Genomic DNA, 25,572 nt, shown 5'->3' on the forward strand with positions numbered 1-25,572 from the left:
AGATATAAAGAAGGAGATTTTATGACTTATTACGATATCTTATTTAGCTTTTTTATATATGGATTTCTTGGTTGGTGTTCTGAAGTCGCTTTTGCAGCTTTTAAACAACATTCCTTTGTAAACCGTGGATTTCTAAATGGTCCGATCTGTCCGATTTATGGAATTGGAGTGACGGTTGTCGTTGCTTCTCTTCAGCCTTACGTCGGAAACTTGATCTTGCTTTATATTACCTCCACCATTCTCGTTACTTTTCTTGAATGGCTAACGGGTTTTCTTCTTGAAAAGATGTTTCATCACAGATGGTGGGATTATTCTGAAATGCCATTGAATATCGGCGGCTATGTATGTCCTTTATTTTCTGCGATCTGGGGCGTCGCTTGTGTATTGATCGTGAAACTTATCTATCCTTTTACGGATAAACTAGTTTCTTTTTTCCCGATATGGCTTGGAAAATTTTTGCTTGTTTTATTAAGCATTGCTCTTATAGTTGATATTTGCATCACAGTTCAGGGTATTTTAAAATTCAACAAACGTCTTGCCCTTATGGAGGATATTGCAAAAGAACTGCGTAATATTTCTGATCAGATTGGTGAAAATATCTACGATAGTATGATGGATGGTCTGGAGGCTCAAGACCGATTAAAAGCTCGTGCAGATGTTATTCGAGAGAAAGTTGATGAAGCCAAACAGGAAAATGCAGATGAACTCAAAGCTCGTATGGATTCTTTAAAACAGCGAGCTGAGGAACTTCGTAGCAAATACGAAAAGATGGCAAAACTTCCTACATTTACATCACGCCGTATTTTACGTGCATTCCCTAAGATGATGCCTCGTGAACATGTAAGAGAATTTGGGCAGTTACGACGCATCCTGAAGAAAAAAAGAGATGAATTGAAAAAGTCATGATAAATTTTTAACTGTAAAAATGTCAGGTACATCTAAGTTTCTCGAAAACTTAGATGTACCTGACATTTTTTTCTTTTTATTTTCTATCCAATTAACACAGTTTTTCCACTTCCTGACGTTACGAAAGAAACTAATTCGTGAATGTATTAAGAATATAATCAACGTCCGTCGTCTTCTTTAATTCTTCCAGAATTTCTTCTTCTGTCACTGCTTCTGTAATCTGTCCAAGAATCTCTAAATGTTCATCTCCAACTCCAGCAATTCCAATGACAAGCTGTGCTGTTCCGCCATTAAATTCGACTCCGTCTGGATACTGCATCACAATAATTCCGCTTCTTTTTACGTCTCTTTTTGCATCTTCTGTTCCGTGTGGAATTGCAAGTCCTAATCCCATGTATACAGATGCTTCTTCATTTCTTCGGATCATTGCTGGAATATAATCATCATCTACATATCCAAGATCTCTTAAAAGTTCCCCTGCTGCCACGATCGCTTCTTCCATGCTTACCGTTGGAAGTCCCAGTTTAATTCCTTCCCTTACCAAAATCATACCTTCTTTCGCTGGTACTTCTGGTGTTGTTTCTACAACTGGTGTTACTGTTTCTTCCTCTTTATTTTTTTTCTTATTCTTAAAAAAGAATCCCATAATTATCTCCCTTCTAAATCCAATTTTTATTCCATTATTTTTTTCTATCTCTATTATAGCAATGAAATTTTTTTACGTCTATTTTTAGTAGTGCTAATTTTTTCAGTAAATTTTGTGTCATTATTTTGTTTTCTGCCGTCACGCCTTTTTATTAATTTCTATTGTTTCCTTTTATAGATCATTCTTTAACATATAAAAATCCTTCATATGTATTTTGTGAATTCTCATCTTCTGGAATAATTTCTAACGTTATCCTCTTGTAACCATCTCCTTCTTTTCTTCGATAGGTGATCGTTACAAATTTCTTTTTATTTGCAAATTGCTTTTTCAGATATTCAATCTTTGTCTTCCTAAGATATTTCACCAAATCATCTGAATGAATAAGCCGTATATCTTCAAAATTGTGAAACCATTCTGACAGAGCTCCTATGGAATCTTGTTTCTTTTTATTCTTGGTTTCTTCCCAATTTATAATCTTATAACGATCTTTTTCCAGATTGATTCGGAGAATCTGTGTATACAATCTGTAAAGAGCTACATAGGAGGCTGGCTGTCCCTGACGGTCTACTCCATTTTTCTTGTAATACATCGCTTTTTCTTCATACATACGAATATCAGCAACATCTGATATCTCTTTCATGGAATCCCATTGGCATTCACTGCTTGAAACATATCCATAAGAAATCGAAAGCTCCTTGATCCGGTTACAGCTCCAGTACTTGATATCTCCATCAAATTGCCGTCTGATCCATTCAAACTGTTCTCTTTTCACAAATAGAATTGCTGCAAATTCATCTCCACCCATTCTATAAACTTTTCCATATCTATCAAACCTGGTCTTCATGCAAGATGCTGCTACACAGATCAATTCATCTCCCGCTGCATGTCCTTGTCTGTCATTGATAATCTTTAGTCCATTCACATCCATAGAAACATATATAAATTGAGAATCCATGCGTATCTCTGAAATGTCTTCGTCATATGCTTTTCGATTAAAACATCCTGTCATCTTATCGATATTCGACATCTCTGAAATAGAGGAAATCATCACAGATTGTTCCTTATTCTTCTTTTTAACTTTCGATAATCTTAGTACCATAAATAGAATACCGATTGCTGCAATACTCAAATATACAACCATGATCAATATTGCGATCAAATTACTCTTGTTGTCTACCGCAATCCAATATGTAATACCAACGATATATTTCTGTGTTTTCTTTAAGATATAATAATTCTTTTTTCCATCGACACGAATGATTCCCGATGCGATCTTCTCCTTCGCAATCTTCTTTCTCTGCTTGCGAAGCCCCATATCATCTAATTTCACTCCTATCTTTGAAGCATCTGTAGCCCCATAGATTCTTCCAGTTTCTTTATCCGCTACATACAAAGCAATTCCTTTATATACTGGAATATCTGCTACAACAGTCCCCACTTCACTTTGTTTGTTTTTCTCTACGATTTCAATCGTCTGATCTAACAACACTTTGGACGTTTTATATACATTCTTACTATTTACAATATAAAGAATTCCTGCTTCCAAAAATACTGCTGTCACGATCATACCTATCAGCAAACAGAAAATCTTCAACGTCTTATGTTTTATTTTTTTCTTTTTGTTATACATGCATTTTCCCTTATTTTACATTATTATTTAGACCAAGATACTCTATCATTCTCCCCTTGATATTCGAATACTCCATCATTCTTTTCTTCTAATGCTTTGATCATATGATATGTATATTCATTATATGGGGTTGGAATCCCCAATTCTTTCCCCATTCTCATCATTGCACCAGAGAACATATCAATCTCTGTATGGCGACCAGAATCAATATCCTGTAATGTCGAGTATCTTGCAGATGCTTTGACCGCACTCCCCCGTCCAGACTTTGCATTGATCATACTTAAGTCGATCCCTTTCGCTTTAGCAACTGCTTCAACTTCGGCTCTTAATCCATCTCGAATCGCTGCCATATGTTCACTATCTTCATAGCATCCAACTCCAACTCCTAAGATTGCCTGTGGCAGATTATTGCAGACATTTAATTTGAATTTACCCCAGATTTCTGCCTGAATATCATCTGTGATGATCCAGTGGAGACCTGTATTTTCAAAAATATCATTTACTGCTTTTACTCGTTCGCTTTCGTATGGTTGTTGTAGTTCTCCAAAATAAATCCCGACCGTTGTTTCTGGATTAAAATGATATCCATCTTCTTTCTTCTGTGATGCCACCTTGATAAAGGAGTATAAAATATGTGATTTATCAATTTTCTCCGCTATGATCTCTTCACTGTCAACTCCATTCATCAGACTCATGACCGTTGTGTTTTCTCCTACGATCGTCTGAATATCCTTTAATGCCCCTCTCAGACTTCCGTATTTTAAAGATACGATCAGAAGATCCACATTGTGTGCTTCTTCTGGAGTCCACACTTGCGGTGTGTATTTTGTTCCGTTGATCATTAATCCTTGGTTTTTGAGGCGTTCATTTCTCTCACCATCTGCTACAACTCCCAGTGTAATATTTTTATTATTTGACAGTCCCCAGATAACGTAAGAACCTACGGCACCTGCTCCAAGAACTGCTACTTTTTTGATGTTCATTGTTTTTTGGTTCCTCCTGATCGTCGTTTTTTGATTGTTATTCTTATTTTAACATTTTTGGAGTGTCTTTTGTGTATATTCTTGTTTTATTTATATTTATTTATTATAATAAACATAAATAAATATAAATAAACATATATTCATATAATAAACATAAATAAACACAAATAAATATGGAGGTGAATAGAAAATGGAAAATCCTTTTACTTTAACATTTGGTCAAAAACCTACGGAATTCATTTCGCGCACTAACCAAATTGGAAAGATCATTCATACATTTGATATGGAAAATCCTTCAAATAAAGTTTATATGGTTGCTGGTGTCAGGGGGTCTGGAAAGACGGTTTCTCTTGCTGAAATTGCTGATCATTATTCTTCAAATGATCAATGGATTGTTTTAAGATTGAGTGCTGATACAGATTTGATCGCTGGTGCAGTTTCCGAACTTACCCGCGTTTCACAATTTTATGATCTGGATCTTGGATTAAATCTAAATCTCGGAATTGCTGAGTTGTCGGTAAACAAAACAAATGATTCTTTGGAAAAAGAAGCTATGCTTCGTAATATTCTTGAGAAGTTAAAAAATAAAGGAAAGAAAGTTCTTTTTATCATTGATGAGATTATAAATAATTCTTATGTCAAAGTATTTGCTAGTAATTTTCAGATTTATATTACACAGAATTACCCTGTGTATCTTGTAATGGCTGGTTTGTTTGATAATATCAGCAATCTTCAAAACGAGAAGAGTCTGACATTTTTATATCGTGCTCCAAAAATTTTTCTGGAACCACTTAGCATTCCTGCAATTACTACAAGTTATCGTTCTGTATTTGACATTTCTCCAAGTGAGGCTGTTGAGATGGCGAAACTTACAAAGGGGTATCCTTTTGCTTTTCAGATTCTTGGTTATTTGAAGTGGGAGACAAATGATGATCTTGAAAAACTGCTTCCTAAGTTTGACGAGGAATTGATCATTTATGCTTATGAGAAGATATGGAGTGAACTTTCTGAACTTGACCGGAAGATTGTTTATGTAATTTCTACGGGAGTTTATAAAACTGGGGAAATTCGTGAGAAATTATCGATATCTCCACAGTTATTGAATACCTATCGAAAGCGATTGATGGAACGTGGTGTTGTGAATGGTTCTGTTCGTGGAGAACTGACTTTAGCGCTGCCTCGATTTGAGGAATATATTGAGATGTATTGTGAAGTGAATCTTTAGTTTTGTAACGTTTTTCTTTATTCTGTATATTGCATTAATACATGTGGTATTCCATCTTCTAGAAATGATTCGAATTTCTGTACAAATCCTACTTTCTCATATAATTCTTTTGCATATACCTATGCTTCTATTTTGATTGATTTTGCGTTGAATTTCTTCTTGTGAGTCTGAAGTAATTCCATCTATTAAAATATATGCACCCATTTGCCAAAGCTCATCATCCAAAGAAATATTTGCAACGCACAATCAATTTCTTTCTGAAGTTCAAAACAAGAAAATGAATGTTGCAAATTTTCTTGTTTGACAAGTTCCTGTAAATACGGTAAATATACATATCTCGTATTTAATGTTTGATACAAATCTTTTGAATTTACCACTTCATCTTCTCCTTTAAGAAACGCACGATAATTTTCAATATGTATCAATAAAACTTTATAATATTGTTCTTTAGAAATTAATAGCCTGCCAACTGCACCACATTCACAGCTGCCCCTAAATGGGCTTATTCAGTGCTCTCTTACTCCGGCGCAGCCCCAAAAGGGGCTTGCTGGTTTGCTTTGATTTCCTACTACCACTCCAAGTGGTTTATTTCTTGTTTTTCTTCACCGGCTCACCCGTAAACGGGTCGATATACTCTACTAATGACATTTGATCGTATTCTAAATCTTCTTTCAACTGATTCTGAATATACGCTTTGATCGCAGCTGTGTTCTTTCCTACTGTATCTATATAATATCCACGACACCAGAAATGTCTATTTCCATACTTGTACTTTAAATTCGCATGCTTTTCAAATGTCATTAGCGAACTTTTCCCTTTTAAGTATCCCACTATTTCTGATACAGAATATTTTGGGGGAATCCTTACCAACATATGGATGTGATCACTGCAACATTCTGCTTCGATTATTTCTATAAAAACACTCACATACCCCGCCGACTATGCGGGAAAAACCTTGAAATATAGGGCTTTTTAAGGCCCTAAATGTGTAGGTTGGTGCTTTGTTGCGATATGCTCCACGGTTACGGTGTATTGTTCATATTCTGTTTTCGGGAATCTTTATGAAATCTTCAAAATTGCCCGGTATGCTATCCGTAAAATCAAAGAAAGGACTTGATTATATGGATATGATTTTGAAAACGACTGACCTCTGCAAAAATTTCAAGGGGCAAATGGCGGTAAACAATGTGTCACTGAACATCCGGCGCAACTCGGTTTATGGTCTGCTGGGGCCGAATGGGGCTGGCAAATCCACGATCTTAAAAATGCTCACCGGCATTTTGCGCCCCACATCGGGAAGCATCGAGTTTGACGGCCACCCGTGGAAGCGGAATGATCTGGAGCATATCGGTGCTTTGATTGAGATGCCCCCGCTTTACGAAAATCTGACTGCATACGAAAATCTCAAAGTCAGAACTACATTGCTCGGCCTGGACGATGCACGAATTAACGAGGTATTGCAAATTGTCCAGCTCACGAATACCGGCAAGAAACGGGCCGGGCAGTTTTCTCTTGGTATGAAGCAGCGGCTTGGTATTGCTATTGCATTGCTGAACAGTCCCCAGCTTTTGATTCTGGATGAACCGACTAACGGCCTTGACCCTTTAGGGATTGAGGAACTTCGAGAGTTAATTCGCTCTTTTCCCTGCAAAGGGATTACAGTTATTTTGTCCAGCCATATTCTGTCGGAAGTCCAGCAGATTGCAGATCATGTGGGTATCATTGCTGGCGGCGTCCTTGGATATGAGGGAGAGCTTCGCGCCGGTGAAGATTTGGAACAACTCTTTATGGATGTTATTCGCAGAAATGGTAAGGAGGGATATTAAATGGAGATGGCATATATTCAGGCAGAGAACCTAAAGCATAAGAGAACTTTCACAAAAACGCTGATCGTTCTGGCCCCGTTTGTAACTGCGCTTATGAACTTTTTTGCCCCTCTTTGGTTCCAGCTCAATTCTTATAATTGGTGGTATATCCTGCTTTATCCTGGATTCCTTACGCTCACCTGTGCCTTGATTGAACAGCGGGATAATGGCAAACTAAAATATCGTGCCGTTGCTTCATTGCCTGTTTCGCAGAACAAAGTCTGGAAAGCAAAAATTGGAGTGGCCGGTATTTACTCCTGTGTGGGGAATTTCATTTTCCTGGCGCTAAATCTGTTGGGCGGTTTTGCAATATTAGTTATCAACGAAATTCCCCTGACAATCGGAATTTGGCAGGCTGCGGCCGGAACAGCTTGTATTGTCATTGCAAGCCTATGGGAAGTTCCGCTGTGCTTATGGTTATCAAAAAAAGTTGGTATCTTTGTCACGGTTATTCTTAATGCCGGACTTGGAAGCGTTTTAGGGATTTTCACGGCTACAACCTCTTTGTGGATGATCTGCCCGTATAGCTGGGTGCCGCATCTTATGATTTCCGTGTTAGGTATTTTGCCTAATGGTGAGCCGGTTGCAGATCAGAGTACGGCAATGGCATTTTGGATGATTATACTTGTATTGGTCATTTCGCTGGCCTGGTTTGCGGCGCTGTCATTTTTAACTGCAAGATGGTTTGAGAAAAAGGAGGTGGGGTAACTATGGTATCTGTGGTTCGCTGCTGGAAAGCAGAATATCAGAAGTGTAAACATAGCATTTTGCTCTATATGCACAGCATGATTCCGATTATATGTGCGGCGATTTTTGCGGGTTACTATCATATATCCAGATGGGAACTGGCAACCAAAATCAGTGCCTATCTGGAAGTGCTGGCCGTTGCGTTCCCGTTTCTGATCAGCATTATTGTGGGCCTGGTTGTTCAGATCGAAAATCAGGCCGGGCATTATCAGCTTTTGTTGGGAACAATCCCATCTCGCATGGCAACGTATATTGGTAAACTTGGTTTTCTGATGATCTGTGCTTTTGGCGCAACATTTTTAGCGTTAGGAACATTCGCTGCACTATATAGGGATGCTCCGGCAAGCCTTTACCTGAAAGCAGGGATTCTATTGTTGATTACCATGCTTCCCATTTACCTGATTCATTTGTTTGTGGGAATGAGCTTCGGAAAAGGTGCATCTATGGGATTGGGAATTGCAGGGAGTTTAATAGCTGCTCTTATGATAACAGGGCTTGGTGACGCTACATGGAAATATATTCCCTGGGCCTGGGGCGTTCGTGCTATGGATTACACTGTGCTTGCATGGGATAGCCCCCAACTGTATGCACAGGTAAAAACCGATTTTTTCAGCGGTATGATTATTTCTGTATGCTGCACTGTTTGTCTGCTGATTGCCAGTTTGGTTTGGTTTCATGGTTGGGAGGGAGGTAAAAACAGTGAATAAAAAGTGCCTGTTTGCCGTGGTAATTGTGCTTGTAAGTCTTATATGCTTATCGGCCTGCGGTGCGCTCCGCGATACCGCCGATAAAAATAAGGCGTTAAATGAATCTCTGCCGTATTATGAGCTGAACGCCGCAAACTATGATGAAATTTCATATAACGGCCTGACATATACCATAACGGATGAATGTCTTGAAATGTCAGAACTGCAAGAAGAAATCGGGCAGGTATCGAAACGCTTCAAAAATGTGGCGGGGGAAGATTTCAGTTTCGGCTACGTTTACAGTATTGTGGATGTGGATATAAGCAATGCCGTAGCTGTAAATATCAACAATGAATATCGGAAAGCTGGCATTAAAAATAATGATGAGTAACCTCGACAATGTGGTATAATGGGGCGGGAGGTGATTTTTTGACCCACTTACTTGTAGTTGACGATGAAGTTTCTATCTTGGAATTGATTAAGAACAGTTTGGGGAAAGATGGATATTTGATAACAGTCTGTCAAAATGCGGATGATGTAGACATCAAAAAGCTGCATTTCTATGACCTCATTCTTTTGGATGTGATGATGCCTGGCACAGACGGGTTTGAGTTTTGCAAACAGATCAGGAATATGGTAGACTGCCCGATTCTCTTTCTGACCGCAAAGACATTAGAGGAAGATATATTGTTTGGATTGGGCATCGGTGCGGATGATTATATTACGAAACCTTTTCGTATTCAGGAGCTTCGCGCCCGTGTCGCGGCACATTTACGCAGAGAAAAAAGGGAGCATCACAGCACACTTTCATTTGAGCCTGATATAAGATTTGACCTTTCCGCAAAGGTACTGTATGTTTCAGAACAGCCGGTTCCCCTTACCAAAAGCGAGTATTCAATCTGTGAATACCTTGCGAAAAACCGGGGACAGGTTTTTACAAAAGAACAAATCTATGAAGCCGTTTTCGGGTTTGATGGAATAGGCGATAACTCTACGATCTCAACGCATATAAAAAATATTCGTGCGAAATTGGAGCATTTCAAAATAAGTCCGATCAGCACCGTATGGGGGATAGGATATAAATGGGAGTGAAAAAGAAACCTACATTGAAAATATTGTTTCGCCAGTTTGCTATCTCCCTCATTGTCATGCTGGTAGCGGCAATTATTGTCCCTTTTGGTTTGGAGGGACTTGCTATAAATGCTGGATTAGCTACAAGAGCAAATCTAAGTGAATTGCAAGTAAAAGAGATCATTCCAACGCTGACGATTGCCCCGGATATTACAAAGGTTGTGATTCCACAGGGATGCGGCTACTTAATTCTGGACAAGAACTTTAATGAGCTTTACAGCAATATGGACGATGATGAAAAAGAAATTGCCCTGCTGTACGCAAAGGGAAAATATATTGAATATGCTACGGGGAGGCAGTTTGCACTTGTTGTCCGGGAAAACGAATTTTGCGTTTTAAGGTATTATATTGGTTCTCAATTTACAGTGTCATGGCTACCGGAATATTTTCCATCTCCTGACACGCTTGCGTTTATCCTGATGGCTGTAAATTCGCTGCTGGTCATTATCATACTGACCGCCAGATTTGCTAAGAACCTGCGTACACAACTGACCCCGCTTTTTGAAGCAACTGCGGAGGTTTCAAAGCAAAACCTTGATTTTGAAGTAGGACACGCCAAAATCAAAGAGTTTGAAGATGTCCTTGCATCTTTTTCAGATATGAAAGATAATCTGAAAATTTCGTTAGAACGGCAATGGAAAACCGAACAGACACAGAAAGAGCAAATCGCCGCGCTTGCCCATGATTTGAAAACGCCTCTGACGGTTATTCAAGGAAATGCTGATTTACTCACAGAAACAAATCTTGATGATGAGCAACGATTATACGCTGGTTACGTCGTGGAAAGCTCCGGCCAGATGCAGTCATATATTCAAACCCTGATTGATATATCACGGGCGGCGGTTGGTTATCAGCTCCATATTGAAAGTATAGACTTGCCAGCGTTCATGCAGCACTTGTTCGGTTATATGGAATCACTATGCCGGACAAAAGAAATCCGGCTGCAAATGAATACTGTTTCACTCCCTCAAATGCTGAAATTTGATAGGGTGCTGATAGAACGTGCTATTATGAATGTTATCAGTAATGGGCTGGACTACTCCCCGCAAGGCGGAACGCTTTATGTGGATGTTCAGAGTAACAACGGTTTCGTGGAAATTTCAGTCACAGACGAGGGAACGGGGTTTTCTAAAGAGGCATTATGCCACGCACAGGAACGGTTCTATATGGGCGATCAAAGCCGCAATTCAAAGTTACACTTTGGTATGGGTCTATATATTACAAATTCGATTATGGAACAACATAATGGTCAGCTTATTTTAGAAAATTCAAAAGAAACCGGCGGCGCAAAGGTTACTATGAAACTTCCTTGCTGATTTTCCGATAGTGTAATGGACGTCTTTTATGTCCGTCCATTCTTTAACACCATTTTCACCACACCAAGCAATGCTGCAAACAAAACACCAGCAACCGGCCATACAATCCATGTAATATCCCAGCTCATCGTCCAGAAGCTCCATGCAAGGTAAATCGCTGTAGTCAAGCACCAATATACACCAGAAAACGTGTCAGTCTTTTTCTTAAACAGTTTTTCTTCTTTTGTATATTCTCCTTCCTGAAGAAGGGTATCGTAACTGCTTTTTACCATCCCAACACGAACCAACAGATTCACTCCTATTGCAAGTATGAATAGCAGTAATCCAACGGAAAGACCACAGTAATAGTCGGACGCTTCCATAGATTCGGCAATAATTGTCGGAATCACTGCCAGTATACAAAGCACTACCCCAACAGCTGTTCCTCTGATAAAAATTGGTTCATAGGAATCTTTTTTTTCTCGTACCATTCCAGATACACCATACTCTGTTTCAAAGCATTCTTTTTCAAAATGTTCCATATGTGATTCACTCATTCCATATGTAATAAACAAAAAGACGGCTGCCGCAACCATTCCAAGCAAAAAAACACATCCAAATACTGTTGCCAGAGATTCCGAAACATGAAATACGCTATCTTCTGCCATTGTCACAAGAACAATCAATAATATTGGACTTAAGATACACATACTTGTTGCGTTTGCCACTACTTTGGATCCATTTCTTTTCATGTCAAGAAATTCATTTGCATTCTCCATAGTTACTTTTTTCAACGGTTCTGCATAGCTTTCAGTACTTTCGTGATAGGTGATATTTTCTGCTTTCATTTCATCTTTTAATAGGTAATCTGTACTAACACCAAAAAGCTCCGACATCTGTAAAATTCTTTGCAAATCTGGAACAGTTCCTGCACTTTCCCACTTAGATACTGCCTGTCTGGATACGCCCAACTGATTGGCTAGTTCTTCCTGTGACCATCCATTCTTTTTTCTTTCCTCTGTAATCTTATCAGCTAAAATCATTTTTTCCTCCTTTTGCAGATTTTATGAGCTAAATATAACAGTTTTGCTGTTTGCATTCCACCATTTCAGGCTGTAAATCTGTCAACCAGAAGTTGCAAATCACAAAAGGATTCTATGAATCCCGATTTTTCAACAATACAAGCAGGAAATTATTTATCATCTGTATTTGTTTTATTGTTTTCCTTTTTCTTATAAGTCGAACCTAAGCAAAGAAATGCGGAACCAAGACTTAACCATATTATAGCCATAGTATTTTCATTTCCAGTCGTTAAGCCAATAGCTGAGGCTATCAAAAACAGAGCTGATACAACATAAAATAAGATTGATTTGTTTATTCCTTTTTTCATAAATAAGCATCTCCTGCAAACAATAATTTATTTTAATAAATATTTTTTAAATGCTTTATGATTATCAAAGTGGACTTCTCTAAAAAACAGAACTAACCAAATAATATAGGTTGGTATAACCATATATGGGGTTAAAAAGCAGGATAATGTCGCTCCTGCTAACATTATAACAGTCCATATGAAGCACTGATTTCTTATATCACGAGAGATCTGAGCTTTATCATATATTGCCTGTTCTTCTTTAGAAAATGAATTAAATCCTGAAACAAATTTAGTTGCTTTTTCCTTAAAAATCGCAAATAACACACCTATAATTACAAATGGTATAACCAAAATTATACATGACCAAAATCCTATATTCATAATACATACCTCCTCTTAAAATACCAATTTCTCAGTTTCAAAAACTTGAATTTATTTGGAAGATTTTATTATCCATTCATCAAGAAATTTCATTTGTTCATCCGTATGAAACCAATGCTCTCCATTTTTCATAATAGAAAGTGTTGAATTAGTCCTCTGTACAAATTCAAATATCGTTCCATAAGCGGTAAGATTATCTTTTTCACCATACAAAATGTGCGTTGGGATTTCCCATATAATAGGATTTTCTCTTGCATAGCAAAGATAATCCCATGAAAGAGTCTCTCCAAAGGTTGTCTGAATTTCTTTTTTCTCTTTGAGTTCATCCTCTGTAACATTTGTCCAAATCATCATATCAGCAATAAGCCTTTCCATATCTACAACGGGCGAAATAAAATATGCTTTCTCTATTTGCTGATTTGATAAGGCATTGATAGCAAAATACGCTCCAATGCTATTGGCAATTACTTCAACAGTCTTGTAGTTTCTATAAATTGAATTAAAAAGTAATGGAAATTCTTCTTTTGCTTCCCATGGAAACTGTGCAGTATAGTCGAGACCAATCACATCACAATTACTAAAGAGCGGTTTGTAATGAATAGCTTCTTCAGCATTACCACCTTTTCCATGTATATAAATAACTGCTTTATCCACAATAGTTATCCTCCACAAATTTAAATTGTTACACTTAAAAAAGCGGAATTTCACCATCATAGTTTTCTGCTTTTTCCAATAGCGGTCCTTTAGCTCCCATCGTAAACGCGATGTCGCTACTGCGGATAGAGAGCAGCTCCATTCCGGGTCTCACCTTCAAAAAATCCATCATTTTCTTCGTAAGAAGAATTTGCCCCTCCTGTGAAATCTCTACCCAGCAGTAGGAACGCCCCTTGTATTTGATAAATTCGCCAGAACCTGCTGAGTAGTCAAGCAACGGCGGAGTATCGTCCAAAATGTGACCAAGTTTTGACGGATGCAAAAGGCCTTTCCGGGTGACGCAGAAGCCACCGGTAATCTTACTTCCGGTAAAAAGATATACTTTTCCTTCATCTGTAATGTGATATTCTTCCATTGCCTGCGGTGGAATCCGCAATGTTCCATCCGTCCGAATGAGTGATTTCCCGAAAATAAATTTTCCTCCCTTATTCATTTGTGGCATAAAAACACCTCCTGAAATTCCGATTTTAATGTCTCTATTATACCATAATGATACTATTATAAAAAAGGAAAAAGAGCTCCTTCGAGCTCTTTTGATTCAGTTCTGTAAACTTGAATTGAGATTTCATATATTCAAAGGGATTTAATAACTGTTATATTTTATTATCAAATATCTCTCAAGCCCTTGAAAACACTAAGTTTGTCGCAGGTGAGCTTTCCCTTATTGTTTCCCTTGTATTATATTGTCCCATGAGTGTTTACGAACTCTGATAAGGGAAAAAACAAGGGAAAGAAAATCTTATAAAACAGTATAACACAAAATAAAAGTGACATGGTGAACTGATTGAAATGCTTCTGATTTTTGCAACAAATGATTGATTGAACGATAAGGAGATTTGATACGATGAGAACGATATTTGCAGAATACAATCCACAACGCAACAGCATTGATGTTTATACTTCTGCTGGCTATATGCTCCGCATTGACTGCTGGGAAGCGGAGAAGAATTTAACAACTACTCCCGGATCTGACTGTGCATTAAACGCACTTGCCATTGATGAACCACTTGAGTATGCAAGATTGTATCTTGATGGAACGATGCAAATGTGGATAGATGCGGAAGATTCCTTTTAGGTATACGCAAGAAACGGCGGCTCTGATTTCTCAAAACCGCCGTTAGGATAATAACTTAAAATAGGCGCGCAAAATCACCTGCCCCAGCCAGCGTTTTTTTCTTTCCCCGTAGTCGGGGCAGGTTCATGCGCTATGCAATTATTCTTCTTTAGCTTCTATCAAGCCGATATTTTTTGCTCTGCGTTCCACATAGCAGCATATTTTCCGCCTTTCGCAAGCAATTCCTCATGGGTTCCAGATTCAGCAATCCTGCCATCACCCATTACAAGGATTTGATCTGCATTTTTGACGATGGAAAGGGTATGAGCAATCATTACCACAGTCTTTTTCTCTTTTAATAGATTAGCGATGGCCTGCTTTACGGCAAGCTCATTTTCAATGTCAAGAGATGCTGTTGCTTCATCCAAGAGCAGGATGGGGCTATTTTTCAGTATAGCGCGGGCTATTGAAATTCGCTGACGCTCACCGCCAGAGAGAAGATTTCCATTCTCGCCAGTCGGCGTATCGTATCCCTTTTCCATCTTACGGATGAAGCTGTCACAGTTAGCCTCCCGGCAGGCAGCCTCGATTTCCGTGTCCGTAGCATTAGGGCGAGCGTGTCGGATATTATCCCGGATGGTATCGTCAAAAAGAAATATGTCCTGGTCTACCATAGAAACTTGCTCCAGTACACGCTCTGCGGCAACATGGTTAATGGGTTTACCGCCAATAGAAATCGTCCCGCCCGTTGCTTCATAATATTTTGCAATCAGGTTCAAAATAGTAGATTTGCCGGAGCCAGAGTCTCCGATAATGGCCGTGAGCTTTTGATCTGGCACCGTAAAGGTGGCGTGTTTTAGTACCGGTTCACCGGGAACATATGCAAAATCTACATTGTCAAATGTGATTTCATGGGTAGCTGTGTGAAGCGGCTCCATGCTGCCAGTTTCCTCCGGCTCATTCATTACACTCAAGATTTTGTTTTTCGAGATCATCAGGTTCTTATAACTGGTGAGGTCTACAAAAATCGAGTTAGCCAGCTTTGCACAGAACAGGGGCAGCATACAAATCAAAAGGTAGTCCACCGTGTTCAGTGTCCCTGCGACCCAGGGTGCATAGGCCAGCAAGATAACCAGCGGGCAGGACAGCCAACTCAAAATACCAAAGACCGCACCAATAGGAAGCACTTTTGATTCGTACACAAAGCTGATCCGACAGAACTCCCGCATAGCGTTGATAACGGTTTTATTCTTCAAACCACCTACGCCATAGGCCCGGAAAGTTTGAATACCAGACACATACTCCACAATGCTGCTGACATTCTCTGCACAAATATCATTCTTTTCTTTACCATACTTCCGAACCATACGGAAGGAAAGCCACAGTCCAGGGATCAAAAGCAAGTCGGCAATCAGCAGGATAATTCCGGCAGGCACATAAATGGTCATCACAAAAATAATCAGCATGAGCGAAAGTGCAAAACTCTTTGCCATATCACCGATCTTATGGGTCAGGATTTTTTCATAGTTGTTTACATCGCTTGTGATGGTATTGATATAATCGCCGGTCTGTCCCTGGGTAAACCGGGAAAGCGGGATACGCTTCAAATGGTCGCCCATAAAGAGGCGGGTATTCTTGCTGACCTCTGCACCGCCGATCTGCGCTTTGGTATAGCCATAGCTGTAAATCAGGATACGGAGAAGAAAAACCACTGCAATAATACCGGTCAGAGCCAGAACGCGGTTCATGTCAAATTGACCCGACCACAAAAACTGCATAACAGAGTAAAGCAGCATAAACAGGCTGCCGGAGAGAAGTCCTTCCAGAACGGTTCCGCCGACACCAATATAGAAATTGCGGTTTTTTTTCAATACATCATGCTCATTCATGCTGCTCGCCTCCCTCCAACTGATAAGTGATATTCCGGGCTGTCTCGTAGTCTTTCCACGCATTTCGATAGTAGGCGTTGTTCTTCCGAACTTCCTCATGGGTGCCAACGCTGGTAATTGTATGATTTTCCACCACAGCCACCCGGTTGCACATTTTCAAAGCACTCAAACGGTGTGCTACTACAATGACTGTTTTGCCTTTGCATAGATTTTGAATAGCTTTATCAATCTCCATCTGATTTTCCGGGTCAGAGGCACTTGTGGCCTCGTCCAAAATTAAGATAGGTGCATTTTTCAGAATTGCGCGGGCAATCGCAATCCGCTGTTTTTCACCGCCGGAGAAGCGAGAGCCAAAGCTACCCACTTTCGTGTCATATCCATCTGGCAAGGACATGATAAAATCGTCAATCTGCGCCTCTTTTGCAGCAGCCCGCACTTCTTCCAGAGTGGCGTTGCTGCCCATTCGGATATTTTCTAAAACGCTGTCACGGGTCAGGAATGTCTTTTGAAATACGATGGCTACATTTTTCAGAATGGTATCGTAGTCAAGCTCTTTGACATTTTTTCCACCAATCAGCACTTCGCCCTCCTGCACATCATAGAAGCGGGAGATCAGTTCAATCACAGTGCTTTTACCGGCACCAGACTGTCCCACAAGAGCCATGCGTTCCCCGTCATTGATTTTGAGGTTGACGCCTTGCAGTACATCGGTCTTGCCGTCATAGGAAAATCGGACATTGCGAAGTTCAATATCGTGATTTTGGGGAAAGTCCGTTCCACCCTCATAAATCGGAATATCCAGGATTTCTTTGGTCTTGGTAACAGCGTTCAGTACATTAGCAAAATTAGTCCCCAGTTCTTGCAGGGGGCGGATTTCCGTCAGATACATGGAACCTACATAGACGAACAGCAAAAATGCGCTGGCCGCCAGTGAGCCTTTGAGGAAAAACATTCCGCCGATTGGAACCATCAGCAACATCCCACATTCGATGATAACAACAAAGGCCGCATAAGGTGGCCCCATGCGCCGGGAAGTTTCATTCCACATGGCGTTTTCTTCCTGGATAGCGTCTGAAAACTTTTGAAACGATTTGCTCCCCATGTTATAGGCTTTAATCAATTTCATGCCGCTGATGTACTCAATCATAACCGAGTTCAGTGTGGTAATGGAGTGATTGGCCCGTTCCATCAGGTCATCCGTATTGCGGAACATCATCCCCATTACAACAACAGCAAGGATCAGCGGAACCAGGGAAATCAATGCCAGAGGAATATTGACGGTCATCAGATAAATAAAGATGACTACCGGCCCCACCAGATAGCACACAAGGTCAGGAAGGTTATGGGCCAGAAACAGCTCCAACTTTTCAATATCTTCATTCAGAACCGTTTTTATGTCCCCGGTGCGCCGTTCATTCAAGGCCCCTAAAGGCGCTCTGGCCATGTGTTCTGCAACCATGCAGCGCACTTTGAAAAGAGCGCCATAGGCCCCTTTGTGGGCTGCTACGCCGGAACAGCCAAACAGGGCAAACCGCAAAGTTACCGCCACTGCAATCATTACCACGGTATGTACAACAAGTTCCTGCGTGCAGGTATGATTGAAGGTGGCGTCCATCAGCCGGTAAATTCCAATGTAAGGGACGATAATGCAAAGACCGCTGACCGCCGATAGAAAAATTGCCAGGAACAGCCAGATTTTTTGCTCACCGGCCCAGTGGAGCAGCAAAGCTACTCTGTTTTCTTTTTTCTGTTTCATAGATCACCTCTCCTTTCCATCTGAAACAGAGAACAGCTCTCTCAATTTCGGGAGGGCATCCATTGTAACTGGTACATCATCGGGCATTTCGCCCTCGTCAAAATGCAAGACACGAGAACAGGTACGGCAGACAAACTCAAAATCATGAGTGACAATGAAAATGACTTTTCCCATATCGGATAATCGTTGAATCAGTCCCGCCACCTGCGTCATACTGTCAAAGTCAAGACCGCTGGTCGGTTCATCAAATACAAGCAAGTCTTTCCCACAAATCATGCTGACAGCTACAGCTACTCGTTGCTTTTGACCGCCAGAAAGCGTGTTTGGATGGCGCTCCCGATATGGGGTAAGGCCTAATTCCTCCAAAGTTGCATTTACCAGTGTTTGATCTGGATTGCGTATACCAAAGGAGCACTCTGCCTCCACGCTGTCAGCGAAAAGTTCATAATTCACATCCTGCATAACCATGTAAGAGCGTTTCAGCCTTTCCTTACGCTCAATCGGCTCGCTTTCCCACAAAAATTGTCCATCGCAGTCTTTGTGAAGCCCACAGAGAGCGCGGGAAAATGTAGTCTTTCCAGCTCCGTTGTGGCCGACCACACCAATCACTTCGCCCTTTCCGGCGGATAGCTCAATGTCATGCAAAATTGTTTGCTTCTTGTAACGGAGCGTCACATTCCGCAGCTCCAATACAGGGGGAGGCGCAGGCAAGTGGGCTTTTGGCGGGAATACCGCCTGTAGATCAACAGCTCGCAGCCCCATGTGTTCACGATCAGGTTCAGATAGCTGCCAAAATTCTTCCGGGGTGTATATTCCTTTGATTTTTCCTTTTTCCAGATAAACAATTCGGTCAGCCAACTCCATCAGGTAGTACAGACGATGTTCCGCTATCAAAACTGTTTTGCCCTGTTTTTTTATCAGCCGCAAATGTTCCTTTAGTTCTTGGATCGAAGTCATATCCAGATTAGAGGATGGTTCATCCAATAGATAAATCTGTGGGTTCATGGCATAAACAGAAGCAAAAGCGATTTTCTGCTTTTCTCCGCCGGACAACTCAAAAATATTCCTGTTCCGTAGCTTTTGAATATGTAAATCTTCAGTTGTCTGCTCTACTCGCTCAGCCAATTTCTTAGGAGGGCGAGCTTCATTTTCAATTCCGAAGGCAATCTCGCTGTCTGTATCAACATTAAAAAACTGCGTCCGTGGATTTTGGAAAACGGAGCCGACCTTAGCGGCAATCTGATACATGGGGATATTGCTGATTTCCTGACCATCTACCAGCACACGGCCATGAAGCTCCCCCTGATAAAACTGAGGGATCAATCCATTCACCAGCCTTGTAATCGTTGTTTTTCCGCACCCGCTGCGGCCACAGAACAGGACGCATTCTCCGTCCGAAATTTTCAAATTGATGTCGCGCAGCCCACCATGTTCCTGCCCCGTATAGGAAAACGATACATTTTCAAACTCAATCAACCGATCACACCTCCTCGCACACATAATTCAAAAATCAGATAAGCTACGGCAACGGCCATGACGCCCCAATCGGAAATTCCGCATTTTATCTGGACAAGACAGGTGCGTGGATTGGGATTTTCAATTCCACGAGTGACAGAAGCAACAGAAAGATCATCCGCCGCTTTTGAAGCTGCCATCAATAAAGGCACATAAATACACTCAACTGTCATGCCCGGATGTGTTAAAAAGCCCGCCAGAGATGGTGAAACATCTCTCATCCGCATAGCGTCTGTGATATAGCGCCAGTCCTCTTGAATAGTTGGAATGTACCGCAGCATAACTGCCATAGGAATTACTAACTTTTTGGGTGCGCGGACACGGTTCATAGCAGACAGGAACTCATTGACTTTTGTAGTAGTCAGAACAATCCCAGCCAAGGTTCCGCACGCATAGACCTTATGAAACAAGCCTAAAAAGGCAATAAACATTGTCCGCAGCGTGCCTGTCATTTCTGCCATGATCCAAACTGTCAGGGCACAGATGACTGCATAAAAGCATACAGCCTTAATGACATATTTCCACTTTCCAAAGAAAGCCCCCAATATCGCAATCAGGATAACAAGGATAAATTGATATGCAAGTGAGGGCGCAAACATGGACGATAAAACACACATAAGAATAAGAAAGAGCTTGGCCCGTGGGTCGAGCCAAAGCTCTTTCTTGTGGCGTTTACCGCTCATGCTGTAATACCTGCTTTTTCAAACTGCTTTTTCAACATTTTGCAGCCTACAAAAGCGCTGATTGCAGATGTAATGATAACAGCAGCAAACATGGCAATCAGGATGCCGGTATTTGCAGTTGCCTGCATGGTGTCGATGTAACTCTGTTCAGTTCCGTTTCCCAGCATGGTCTGTGCCCAGCCGTTGGGGTCAACAAAGAACACGATATATGAACCAGTGCCACCGAGAGAGAACAAGATATAAGACAGGCTGTTGAGTTTTTTGCTTTTGTACTGCCCTGCACCAGCAACAAAGTCCGCGACAATCGCCATGATCATGTAGCCCAATGCAAAAGCCCAGTGCATACCAGTCACGAACCAAATAATACCCATGATAACGCCCATTATAGAAAGGCTCCAACGCTTATGTACTTTTGCAATCAGCAAAAGATAAATGGGGCCAGCAAGCAGCCCACCTCCTGCTGGCATGAAAAAAGTAAGTACAGGATTCGTTGCAAAAAAGACACCGCCCACCAATACAAAAACAAATAACAGCGCAGTAAAAATACCTGTTGTTACAAGGTCTTTCACTGTCAGACCTTTGTTCATAGAATTTACTTGATTACTCATTTTGACCTCCTACCTTTCATTGTCTTGACTCGACAAGTGGTTTGTGATATTCTTCGGTTAGATACCTCTAATCTTCGCCTAATACAATACGCATTTATCGAACAACATTCAATAGGTTCCGGCAATGTTCGTCTGTTCCTTTCAAAAGTTCGTCTAATCGTTGCAAAAAGGAGGCGGTCTGTTTTCATGTCTGAAATTATTGACCAGTTTTATACACCGCTACTGATTGAACACGGTTTTATCCGTGACCCAGACAACCAGCAATATGGGGCATTAGGTGACTGCTGGAAACTTTCTCCCGAAGTTGGAGAAGGCACCTACTGGACTTATGGACAGAAAGACTTATATGATATTAAAATCCATAACTTTTCCTTCCACGAAGATTTCATGTTGGAATGCTCAATGCCGGAATGTCTGAGTATCACTCGGTATGATTCTATTTCCGGGGAGGAATTATCTCCATACCGTAGACTGTCTGCCGGTTGTATCAAAACATTTATTGGAGGCTACGCTCCATACAAGGCTTTGATACATAAAAATATTCCAATCCGTTCGGTTGGGATTGAGATTGCACCGGCATATTATGAGGACTACCTGAAAAAACTGTACCCGGAGGCACAGATCAATCCTGTGGATGCATTTCGGAAGATCGACCAAACATCCGACTTTCCAGAAATGTCACGGTTACTCACAGAAATCAAAGACTATCGCGGGGAAGGGATTGCAGCAAAACTTTTTTATGAGGGTAAAGTTGCAGAAGCTGTTTCAATGGTGGTGGAATATCAGAAGAAACATCCTGATAAACCAGCCCATAAGCTCTCTCAACAGGATATTGAAAATCTCCAAATAGTTGCCGCTTATCTTAGCGATCACTATGCTTTTGATATTCCTCTGGAACGGCTAACACAGATTGCCTGCATGGGAACAACAAAGCTCAAAAGCTGTTTTAAGAAATACTACGACTGCACCATCACGGAATATGTTCAACAGCGGCGCATGAGCCAAGCAGAATATCTGCTGGCATATACAGAGCTGACAGTCGGGCAAGTTGCCCAAACAGTAGGCTATTCCACTTCAAGCCGATTTGCAGAATTATTCCGAAAAAGCACGGGATTGTTGCCATTAGAGTACAGAAAAAACGCACAGCGAAAGTAAAATGAGCGCCAGAGGGAACTCTGGCGCTTGTAAAATTTTTCACCCACATTCTAGTCGGGCTTAGCCATGTGTTGTGGAATATATACGGAATGCATCGTCAATATTCCACTGCTGCTTGCGGTTGTTACCAAGATAGTGAGAGCTCATCTGAACACAAAGTTTCCATTGCCCTTTTTCGTACCTAAACGAAGTAAGATTTCATGTGCATGCTCATCACTGAATTTTTAGAATAATCTGTCCTAGCACGAAAGTAAATATGAATAGTTTCTAATAGTTTTTTAATAATATCCCCTTGTTTCCCGCCATCCTTTTACATACCACCTAATTCCAACATATACCAGTTGCACCAATAATAAGAGAAATAGCATATTGATCGGCAAAACTGTCTTTATCCAATCTCCAAAGTAGATTGCTATTTCCAGGCTTATAAGTGTTACCAGTATGGTAATCATATCCCAACAGCACTTCTTATATAACTCTGCAATCTTTATCTCTATAAATGCTACAAGTATTCCAGCACCCACCAAACATCCACCGCAGATCAGTATTCTTATCAGCCAATATACAATTCCGGCAACGACAGGATTGGATATTCCATTACTAATCTGTGCCATGTTCTTTCCTGTCAGTATAATCCACCCTGCAATGGTCTGTATAAAAGTGGCGATTGTATCAAAGAATACCACGCAATCAGAAATAAATATTTTTGACCGTATCATCTGAAAAAGAGTAGTTGATACGGAATACCATATCAGCAGAAACATCAATGCTTCATACATGGCTGTTTTTGTTTTATATCTGCCTGCCAGTTTTTCTCTCTGCGTATCATACTTTTCCTTGGCTTTCAGATAAGCTGTCAGGTTACAGTTCCCACACTTTTGATAGAGTACCGGCTTTTCAACCGGTATCTCTACTTTTTTCTGATGAGAGAGTGCATAGTCCCGTTCCTGTTCTGCCTGCCTTAGCTTATCTTGACATTCCTCTGTCATGATTTCGGCAGCGTGCGTTTTCTCTTTCTCGCTCTGCAACAATTCTTTTGTTTTCCTCAAGTCGTTCTTTAAGGCTTGAATGTTCCCTGCTCTGTTCTCGCTGTTTAACCTCTCGTTCAAGGTCAGCGATTCGTCGAGCTGCACTTTCAGTTCCTCGATAGTCCGGTCTTTCTGGTCGAGTTCTTCCTGCATCTGCTCCGTCAGCAGTAGCAATTCTTCCAGTTGATCGTCGCTCTTTGAGTTTTCGTATTCTGTCATCTATATCCCTCGCTTTCTCTATCTGCTGTTCAATGTCAGTAATTCGCTGTTCTGTTTCTGCAATAGCCGATTCTCGCTGTTTAATCTCTGTGCTAATTCCTGCCATTGCTGATTTTCGTCTGTGAGTTTCTGTATCTGGTCTGTCTTTTCTTCCAGAAGCATCAACAGTTCTTCTGTATCCGGTAAGATTTGTAGCAGCTCTGACAATTCTTTCTCTAATTGCTGCAATCGTTCTTCCTGCTCCTGAAAGCACATCAGCTTCTCGTCCTTTTCCTGTATCTCCTGAAGCATCTCTGCCATGATATTCTGCTGTTCCTCTATCTGTGTAATCATTGCTTCCATCATGGGAATTACTTCTTTGCTTTCTTCTAATGTCATTCAACCACTCCTTCCATATTGACAATGCACCGGATACCTTACCAAAGGTTGTGATTACCTTTTGCAGTAGTGCATTTTGTTTTTTAATCATCTGGTTTTCCTCTATCTTCCATGAACCATTCCATATCTGTCCGGTGAGATATTTTTCCTCAATCTTTCTTGCATCCGCACCCTCATGAATCGTAGGGATTTTTAATTTGCCCTGTCTTTCATAAGAGCGGTGGTCAATCTGATTGTCTATGGATAAATGCCGGTTACACATCCTAGCCCATTCGCTTCGCCATAACTCACAATTCTTTGGATTACTCCAGCCGGTAGCATCGGTCAGAACACGTTTCCATTGTTTTCTGTTTCTTGCCCCGACTTTCTGTACTCCGTTTTCATCAAGTACCGGAATACGGATTCCATGCCGGTCAGGATTTTTCTTATCCTGCCACCAGTCCGGGTGGGATTCATCAACCACGATATTTCCGTCAGTATCTCTGACAAAATCCCAGTCCTTGACTTCTTTGTTGCCCCATGAGTGATCTGGATTGAATGGTCGCATGGTTACAAGTAAATGCACATGTGGGTTCCCGTCGCCCTTATCGTGTATGCTCCAGTCGGCACACATTCCCTCGTCCACGAAAGTCTTTTGAATATATTCGGTTGTATAATCAATCTGTTCCTGTCTGCTCCATTCTTTCGGCAGGGAAAATTCAAATGAGCGTCCAAGCTGTGCATCTGCATTTTTTTCTATCTTCAATACCTCATTCCATAGACGCTGTTTCTGAAATGTGATTTTAAACTTTTCCAGTGCGGCATCTTTATCATCCGCTCTTTTATAACGGATAGACTGTTGAAACCTTTTTATATTTTCTTCCGGTACATGCAGCCATTCAGGAGGTGCATTTTCGCACATCATCAGACTGGTGTAGACGACTTCCTTTTTGGAAGTATAGTAACTGATTCTGCCTGTTTCCTCATTCTTCATCACATCTCCATTAAGATATGCCGATGCGGATATGACAGATTTTCCTTTACTGCGCCCGACAATCTTTACTGTAAAGTGAAATATCGCCATGATACGATTCCCCCTTTCTGCCGTATCCGGCATTGATTTCCGACAGCATCTTCTTCTGGTTTGGCAGAAGTGAAGCTGTCGGAACGCCCTCTGCGCAAGAGTGCCCCCTGCGGCATGAGCAGGTCTGGCTGAAAGCCCCGCCGACGGAACGAGCCCGGCAAGCGTAAGCGCAGACCGGTTGCCACTTGTGGCAAACTTATAAGGATGACCTCTGGTTGTCCATAAGTGCGCCCTTCATTCAAAGGCAATGAAGGGAATGGAAAAACCACTCCCTCCGCCATTACACTTCCTCCATATCTGTAAGTGGCTCTTTCTGCATCGCCTTTGAGAAAAACTTTCCGTTTGTTTCCTGCCTTTTTAAGAAGCCTATCAACTTTGGTAAATCTTCCTCCTCAATCGGACAGCCAAGAACCGATTCCACTGCGCCACCAATCTGACAGAGCCTGTGGGTTCGTTTTTTACTTTCCTCTGCTTTCTTTCGCTTTTCCAGTTCCTTCCGCTGTGCAATGAGCTTTTTTGTAGCTTCAATGCTTTCCTGTTCCTTTTTCTCTAATGCACGTATTCTTTCTTCATAAGTCTTTGTTGATTTCGCCATATCGTCTTCATCCTTTCTTTTTCCGATAAACAACAGTTCCCGGTTGCA

27 protein-coding genes and 2 pseudogenes are annotated in these 25,572 nt (G+C 41.0%); 10 read left to right on the forward strand and 19 right to left on the reverse strand.

Going from position 1 to position 25,572, the window contains the following annotated elements; translation table 11 throughout:
* Window positions 1-21: 21 nt before the first annotated feature.
* Complete coding sequence (locus QUE18_RS12975; RefSeq protein ID WP_009203524.1) at window positions 22-906, forward strand: putative ABC transporter permease; 885 nt, start codon at window positions 22-24, stop codon at window positions 904-906.
* A gap of 130 nt (window positions 907-1,036) precedes the next feature.
* Here QUE18_RS12975 and QUE18_RS12980 read toward each other — a convergent pair whose 3' ends face one another.
* The 3 genes from QUE18_RS12980 to QUE18_RS12990 form a co-directional block, all read right to left on the reverse strand.
* Window positions 1,037-1,552 carry a PTS mannitol transporter subunit IIA gene (locus QUE18_RS12980; protein WP_009203525.1) on the reverse strand — a complete coding sequence of 172 codons (516 nt, stop codon included), beginning with the start codon at window positions 1,550-1,552 and terminating at the stop codon, window positions 1,037-1,039.
* Window positions 1,553-1,730: 178 nt separating this feature from the next.
* Entirely contained in the window at window positions 1,731-3,182 is a 1,452-nt protein-coding gene (locus QUE18_RS12985; RefSeq protein ID WP_009203526.1) for a GGDEF domain-containing protein, read from the reverse strand.
* Between the two features lie 23 nt (window positions 3,183-3,205).
* Window positions 3,206-4,165 (reverse strand): ketopantoate reductase family protein, encoded by a 960-nt coding sequence (locus QUE18_RS12990; RefSeq protein ID WP_009203527.1) that lies wholly within the window; start codon window positions 4,163-4,165, stop codon window positions 3,206-3,208.
* 190 nt (window positions 4,166-4,355) lie between these two features.
* On the opposite strand from QUE18_RS12990, the gene QUE18_RS12995 reads away from it, so the two are divergent.
* The gene (locus QUE18_RS12995; RefSeq protein WP_009203528.1) at window positions 4,356-5,390 is read left to right on the forward strand and encodes an ATP-binding protein; all 1,035 of its coding nucleotides are present in this window, start codon (window positions 4,356-4,358) and stop codon (window positions 5,388-5,390) included.
* Window positions 5,391-5,407: 17 nt separating this feature from the next.
* Here the strand turns inward: QUE18_RS12995 and QUE18_RS13915 are convergent.
* Window positions 5,408-5,494, reverse strand: a pseudogene (locus QUE18_RS13915) (hypothetical protein); the annotation flags it as partial.
* A gap of 481 nt (window positions 5,495-5,975) precedes the next feature.
* Window positions 5,976-6,305: pseudogene (gene tnpA, locus QUE18_RS13005) on the reverse strand (IS200/IS605 family transposase); the annotation flags it as partial.
* A 206-nt stretch (window positions 6,306-6,511) separates the two neighbouring features.
* On the opposite strand from tnpA, the gene QUE18_RS13010 reads away from it, so the two are divergent.
* The 6 genes from QUE18_RS13010 to QUE18_RS13035 are packed head-to-tail and all read left to right on the forward strand — an operon-like array spanning window position 6,512 to window position 11,135.
* Window positions 6,512-7,216 carry a lantibiotic protection ABC transporter ATP-binding protein gene (locus QUE18_RS13010; protein ID WP_025580190.1) on the forward strand — a complete coding sequence of 235 codons (705 nt, stop codon included), beginning with the start codon at window positions 6,512-6,514 and terminating at the stop codon, window positions 7,214-7,216.
* Window positions 7,217-7,963: a lantibiotic immunity ABC transporter MutE/EpiE family permease subunit gene (locus tag QUE18_RS13015; RefSeq protein ID WP_008705323.1), complete on the forward strand. Its 747-nt coding sequence runs from the start codon at window positions 7,217-7,219 to the stop codon at window positions 7,961-7,963. It begins immediately after the preceding gene.
* A 2-nt stretch (window positions 7,964-7,965) separates the two neighbouring features.
* Entirely contained in the window at window positions 7,966-8,709 is a 744-nt protein-coding gene (locus QUE18_RS13020; protein WP_040344251.1) for a lantibiotic immunity ABC transporter MutG family permease subunit, read from the forward strand.
* Entirely contained in the window at window positions 8,702-9,079 is a 378-nt protein-coding gene (locus QUE18_RS13025; RefSeq protein WP_009203533.1) for a NisI/SpaI family lantibiotic immunity lipoprotein, read from the forward strand. Before QUE18_RS13020 ends, QUE18_RS13025 begins: the two co-directional genes overlap by 8 nt.
* Before the next feature lie 38 nt (window positions 9,080-9,117).
* Window positions 9,118-9,780, forward strand: a complete 663-nt coding sequence (locus QUE18_RS13030; RefSeq protein ID WP_055056575.1) for a response regulator transcription factor — start codon at window positions 9,118-9,120, stop codon at window positions 9,778-9,780.
* A complete protein-coding gene (locus tag QUE18_RS13035; RefSeq protein ID WP_009203535.1) occupies window positions 9,771-11,135 on the forward strand; it encodes a sensor histidine kinase in 1,365 nt (454 codons plus the stop codon). The genes QUE18_RS13030 and QUE18_RS13035 overlap by 10 nt, the downstream gene beginning before the upstream one ends.
* A gap of 26 nt (window positions 11,136-11,161) precedes the next feature.
* Here QUE18_RS13035 and QUE18_RS13040 read toward each other — a convergent pair whose 3' ends face one another.
* The 5 genes from QUE18_RS13040 to QUE18_RS13060 form a co-directional block, all read right to left on the reverse strand.
* Complete coding sequence (locus QUE18_RS13040) at window positions 11,162-12,157, reverse strand: helix-turn-helix domain-containing protein (RefSeq protein WP_009203536.1); 996 nt, start codon at window positions 12,155-12,157, stop codon at window positions 11,162-11,164.
* 149 nt (window positions 12,158-12,306) lie between these two features.
* Complete coding sequence (locus QUE18_RS13045; protein WP_009203537.1) at window positions 12,307-12,504, reverse strand: hypothetical protein; 198 nt, start codon at window positions 12,502-12,504, stop codon at window positions 12,307-12,309.
* A gap of 27 nt (window positions 12,505-12,531) precedes the next feature.
* Window positions 12,532-12,867 carry a DUF3784 domain-containing protein gene (locus tag QUE18_RS13050; protein ID WP_009203538.1) on the reverse strand — a complete coding sequence of 112 codons (336 nt, stop codon included), beginning with the start codon at window positions 12,865-12,867 and terminating at the stop codon, window positions 12,532-12,534.
* A 51-nt stretch (window positions 12,868-12,918) separates the two neighbouring features.
* A complete protein-coding gene (locus QUE18_RS13055; protein ID WP_040344253.1) occupies window positions 12,919-13,521 on the reverse strand; it encodes an alpha/beta hydrolase in 603 nt (200 codons plus the stop codon).
* Window positions 13,522-13,555: 34 nt separating this feature from the next.
* Window positions 13,556-14,023 carry a hypothetical protein gene (locus QUE18_RS13060; RefSeq protein ID WP_009203540.1) on the reverse strand — a complete coding sequence of 156 codons (468 nt, stop codon included), beginning with the start codon at window positions 14,021-14,023 and terminating at the stop codon, window positions 13,556-13,558.
* A gap of 402 nt (window positions 14,024-14,425) precedes the next feature.
* Between QUE18_RS13060 and QUE18_RS13065 the strand changes: the two genes are divergently transcribed.
* Window positions 14,426-14,656 carry a DUF6061 family protein gene (locus tag QUE18_RS13065; protein ID WP_009203541.1) on the forward strand — a complete coding sequence of 77 codons (231 nt, stop codon included), beginning with the start codon at window positions 14,426-14,428 and terminating at the stop codon, window positions 14,654-14,656.
* A gap of 158 nt (window positions 14,657-14,814) precedes the next feature.
* Here the strand turns inward: QUE18_RS13065 and QUE18_RS13070 are convergent, their stop codons facing one another.
* The 5 genes from QUE18_RS13070 to QUE18_RS13090 are packed head-to-tail and all read right to left on the reverse strand — an operon-like array spanning window position 14,815 to window position 21,086.
* Window positions 14,815-16,524, reverse strand: a complete 1,710-nt coding sequence (locus QUE18_RS13070) for an ABC transporter ATP-binding protein (RefSeq protein WP_009203542.1) — start codon at window positions 16,522-16,524, stop codon at window positions 14,815-14,817.
* A complete protein-coding gene (locus QUE18_RS13075) occupies window positions 16,517-18,280 on the reverse strand; it encodes an ABC transporter ATP-binding protein (protein ID WP_009203543.1) in 1,764 nt (587 codons plus the stop codon). Before QUE18_RS13075 ends, QUE18_RS13070 begins: the two co-directional genes overlap by 8 nt.
* Before the next feature lie 3 nt (window positions 18,281-18,283).
* Complete coding sequence (locus QUE18_RS13080) at window positions 18,284-19,756, reverse strand: ABC transporter ATP-binding protein (RefSeq protein WP_009203544.1); 1,473 nt, start codon at window positions 19,754-19,756, stop codon at window positions 18,284-18,286.
* Window positions 19,753-20,478, reverse strand: coding sequence for an energy-coupling factor transporter transmembrane component T (locus QUE18_RS13085; RefSeq protein ID WP_009203545.1), 726 nt, complete (start codon window positions 20,476-20,478; stop codon window positions 19,753-19,755). Before QUE18_RS13085 ends, QUE18_RS13080 begins: the two co-directional genes overlap by 4 nt.
* The gene (locus QUE18_RS13090) at window positions 20,475-21,086 is read right to left on the reverse strand and encodes an MptD family putative ECF transporter S component (RefSeq protein ID WP_009203546.1); all 612 of its coding nucleotides are present in this window, start codon (window positions 21,084-21,086) and stop codon (window positions 20,475-20,477) included. The genes QUE18_RS13085 and QUE18_RS13090 overlap by 4 nt, the downstream gene beginning before the upstream one ends.
* A gap of 186 nt (window positions 21,087-21,272) precedes the next feature.
* Here QUE18_RS13090 and QUE18_RS13095 point away from each other — a divergent pair, with 186 nt between their 5' ends.
* Entirely contained in the window at window positions 21,273-22,241 is a 969-nt protein-coding gene (locus tag QUE18_RS13095) for an AraC family transcriptional regulator (RefSeq protein WP_015513384.1), read from the forward strand.
* 278 nt (window positions 22,242-22,519) lie between these two features.
* On the opposite strand, the gene QUE18_RS13100 is transcribed toward QUE18_RS13095, so the two are convergent.
* The 4 genes from QUE18_RS13100 to QUE18_RS13115 are packed head-to-tail and all read right to left on the reverse strand — an operon-like array spanning window position 22,520 to window position 25,524.
* Window positions 22,520-23,230, reverse strand: coding sequence for a DUF6040 family protein (locus QUE18_RS13100; RefSeq protein WP_009203548.1), 711 nt, complete (start codon window positions 23,228-23,230; stop codon window positions 22,520-22,522).
* Window positions 23,208-24,929, reverse strand: coding sequence for a MobA/MobL family protein (locus tag QUE18_RS13105; protein WP_009203549.1), 1,722 nt, complete (start codon window positions 24,927-24,929; stop codon window positions 23,208-23,210). Before QUE18_RS13105 ends, QUE18_RS13100 begins: the two co-directional genes overlap by 23 nt.
* Window positions 24,905-25,210, reverse strand: coding sequence for a hypothetical protein (locus QUE18_RS13110; protein WP_009203550.1), 306 nt, complete (start codon window positions 25,208-25,210; stop codon window positions 24,905-24,907). Before QUE18_RS13110 ends, QUE18_RS13105 begins: the two co-directional genes overlap by 25 nt.
* On the reverse strand, window positions 25,210-25,524 hold the full coding sequence (locus QUE18_RS13115) for a hypothetical protein (protein ID WP_014080633.1): 315 nt from the start codon (window positions 25,522-25,524) through the stop codon (window positions 25,210-25,212). Before QUE18_RS13115 ends, QUE18_RS13110 begins: the two co-directional genes overlap by 1 nt.
* Window positions 25,525-25,572: the final 48 nt, after the last annotated feature.

The organism is Anaerostipes hadrus ATCC 29173 = JCM 17467 (genome assembly GCF_030296915.1).
GTDB classification, from domain to species: Bacteria; Bacillota; Clostridia; order Lachnospirales; family Lachnospiraceae; genus Anaerostipes; species Anaerostipes hadrus.

What these genes read in the sequence shown, in the direction of transcription:
- QUE18_RS12995 (WP_009203528.1), top strand. Translation starts at nt 4,356, where the DNA reads ATGGAAAATCCTTTTACTTTAACATTTGGTCAAAAACCTACGGAATTC.
- QUE18_RS13010 (WP_025580190.1), top strand. Translation starts at nt 6,512, where the DNA reads ATGGATATGATTTTGAAAACGACTGACCTCTGCAAAAATTTCAAGGGG.
- QUE18_RS13060 (WP_009203540.1), bottom strand. Translation starts at nt 14,023, where the DNA reads ATGCCACAAATGAATAAGGGAGGAAAATTTATTTTCGGGAAATCACTC.
- QUE18_RS12975 (WP_009203524.1), top strand. Translation starts at nt 22, where the DNA reads ATGACTTATTACGATATCTTATTTAGCTTTTTTATATATGGATTTCTT.
- QUE18_RS13110 (WP_009203550.1), bottom strand. Translation starts at nt 25,210, where the DNA reads ATGGCGGAGGGAGTGGTTTTTCCATTCCCTTCATTGCCTTTGAATGAA.
- QUE18_RS13065 (WP_009203541.1), top strand. Translation starts at nt 14,426, where the DNA reads ATGAGAACGATATTTGCAGAATACAATCCACAACGCAACAGCATTGAT.
- QUE18_RS12980 (WP_009203525.1), bottom strand. Translation starts at nt 1,552, where the DNA reads ATGGGATTCTTTTTTAAGAATAAGAAAAAAAATAAAGAGGAAGAAACA.
- QUE18_RS12985 (WP_009203526.1), bottom strand. Translation starts at nt 3,182, where the DNA reads ATGTATAACAAAAAGAAAAAAATAAAACATAAGACGTTGAAGATTTTC.
- QUE18_RS13095 (WP_015513384.1), top strand. Translation starts at nt 21,273, where the DNA reads ATGTCTGAAATTATTGACCAGTTTTATACACCGCTACTGATTGAACAC.
- QUE18_RS13070 (WP_009203542.1), bottom strand. Translation starts at nt 16,524, where the DNA reads ATGAATGAGCATGATGTATTGAAAAAAAACCGCAATTTCTATATTGGT.
- QUE18_RS13075 (WP_009203543.1), bottom strand. Translation starts at nt 18,280, where the DNA reads ATGAAACAGAAAAAAGAAAACAGAGTAGCTTTGCTGCTCCACTGGGCC.
- QUE18_RS13085 (WP_009203545.1), bottom strand. Translation starts at nt 20,478, where the DNA reads ATGAGCGGTAAACGCCACAAGAAAGAGCTTTGGCTCGACCCACGGGCC.
- QUE18_RS13090 (WP_009203546.1), bottom strand. Translation starts at nt 21,086, where the DNA reads ATGAGTAATCAAGTAAATTCTATGAACAAAGGTCTGACAGTGAAAGAC.
- QUE18_RS13035 (WP_009203535.1), top strand. Translation starts at nt 9,771, where the DNA reads ATGGGAGTGAAAAAGAAACCTACATTGAAAATATTGTTTCGCCAGTTT.
- QUE18_RS13020 (WP_040344251.1), top strand. Translation starts at nt 7,966, where the DNA reads ATGGTATCTGTGGTTCGCTGCTGGAAAGCAGAATATCAGAAGTGTAAA.
- QUE18_RS13040 (WP_009203536.1), bottom strand. Translation starts at nt 12,157, where the DNA reads ATGATTTTAGCTGATAAGATTACAGAGGAAAGAAAAAAGAATGGATGG.
- QUE18_RS13115 (WP_014080633.1), bottom strand. Translation starts at nt 25,524, where the DNA reads ATGGCGAAATCAACAAAGACTTATGAAGAAAGAATACGTGCATTAGAG.
- QUE18_RS13045 (WP_009203537.1), bottom strand. Translation starts at nt 12,504, where the DNA reads ATGAAAAAAGGAATAAACAAATCAATCTTATTTTATGTTGTATCAGCT.
- QUE18_RS13100 (WP_009203548.1), bottom strand. Translation starts at nt 23,230, where the DNA reads ATGACAGAGGAATGTCAAGATAAGCTAAGGCAGGCAGAACAGGAACGG.
- QUE18_RS12990 (WP_009203527.1), bottom strand. Translation starts at nt 4,165, where the DNA reads ATGAACATCAAAAAAGTAGCAGTTCTTGGAGCAGGTGCCGTAGGTTCT.
- QUE18_RS13015 (WP_008705323.1), top strand. Translation starts at nt 7,217, where the DNA reads ATGGAGATGGCATATATTCAGGCAGAGAACCTAAAGCATAAGAGAACT.
- QUE18_RS13105 (WP_009203549.1), bottom strand. Translation starts at nt 24,929, where the DNA reads ATGGCGATATTTCACTTTACAGTAAAGATTGTCGGGCGCAGTAAAGGA.
- QUE18_RS13050 (WP_009203538.1), bottom strand. Translation starts at nt 12,867, where the DNA reads ATGAATATAGGATTTTGGTCATGTATAATTTTGGTTATACCATTTGTA.